The sequence below is a fragment of the Methylobacterium sp. WL103 genome, from assembly GCF_008039885.1.
GTDB lineage: Bacteria > Pseudomonadota > Alphaproteobacteria > Rhizobiales > Beijerinckiaceae > Methylobacterium > Methylobacterium cerastii.
Genome location: NZ_VRUX01000877.1, coordinates 1 through 1,339, shown reverse-complemented (window position 1 = coordinate 1,339; position 1,339 = coordinate 1). Strand labels below are relative to the sequence as shown.

At 71.4% G+C, this 1,339-nt stretch carries 1 protein-coding gene; it reads right to left on the bottom strand.

Annotation, left to right across the window (positions count from 1 at the left end):
• Positions 1–103: 103 nt before the first annotated feature.
• Positions 104–988, bottom strand: a complete 885-nt coding sequence (locus tag FV222_RS26335; RefSeq protein ID WP_147750328.1) for a CoA ester lyase — start codon at positions 986–988, stop codon at positions 104–106.
• Positions 989–1,339: the final 351 nt, after the last annotated feature.

The following is a 1,339-nucleotide window of genomic DNA, read 5'->3' as shown; positions in this document are numbered from 1 at the left end:
GGGCGCGCGCCGCAGCCGACGGCCATGACGGGACGAGGCCGAACGGCGCCCCCGCGCGACGCGCTTCCGACCGACCGGCCCTCGGCGCTACTGGCCCTTGTTGCTATTGCCCCTTGGCCTTGATCGCCTCGGACCACGTCACCGCGCGCTTGGCCATGCCGACGTGCTGGCGCTCGTACATGCGGTTCTCGACCTTGATCGCCGCGCGCTTGGCGTTCTCGGGCCGGTCGAAGGCTTCGAGCACGAGGCGGGCGCGGCGCACCTCCTCCTCGGTCGGGGCGAAGGAGGTGTTGGCCGGCTCGAGCTGGTTCGGGTGGATCAGCGTCTTGCCGTCGAAGCCGAGGTCGCGCGCCTGGCGGCACTCGGCGCGGCAGCCCTCGACGTCGCCGATGTCGTTCCAGACGCCGTCGAGGATCGCGAGCCCGGAGGCGCGGGCGGCGGCGAGGGTGAACATCATCCACGGCAGCATCGGCACGCGGCCGGGAACGAGCTGGGCCCAGGTGTCCTTGGCGAGGTCGTTGGTGCCGAGCACGAAACAGGTGAGCCGGGTACGCCGGTCGCGGCTGGCGCGGGCGATGTCCTGGATGTTCAGGATCGCGGCCGGCGTCTCGATCATCGCCCAGACGGCGATGCCGTCCGGCGCGTCGAGGGCCTCGAGGTGGTCGGCGATGCTCTCCAGCACGGCCGGCGAGGACACCTTCGGCATCAGGATCGCGTCGGGCCGCGCCTCGATCGCGGCGCGCAGGTCCTTCTCGCCCCACGGCGTCTGGGGGGCGTTGACGCGGATGATCAGCTCGCGGTCGCCGTATTCGCCGCTCTTGACCGCGGCGCAGACCTGCTCGCGGGCGAGGTCCTTCTCCTCCATGGAGACCGCATCCTCCAGGTCGAGGATCAGGCAGTCGGCCGGCAGGGTCTTGGCCTTGTCGAGCGCACGCTGGTTCGAGCCCGGCATGTAGAGGACGCTGCGGCGGAGGCGGAGATCGGACATTCGGCGAGTCACCCCGTAGAAAAGTCCGCGACCCTACCGCAATGCACTCGCCTTGCCAGGGGCCGCGGCGACGAAACTCCGAGATTCCGCCGCGATCGAAACCGGAGGCACCGTGCCGTCCGCGCAACGGCGGAGCCCCGCTTTGGTCACCTTCCGCGGCCAAGGGCGGGGAAACGCCACGGATTTCGAAGGTCATCCCCATGCTGCGACGCACGCTTTTCGGACTGATGCTGGCCTCCAGCCTCGCCCTGCCCGGCGCCGCCTCTGCCGCCAGCAACACGGTGGTCGGCGTCGGCTCCGGCGCGGTTGCGGGCGCCCTCGTCGGCGGCCCGATCGGGGCGGTGGCGGGCG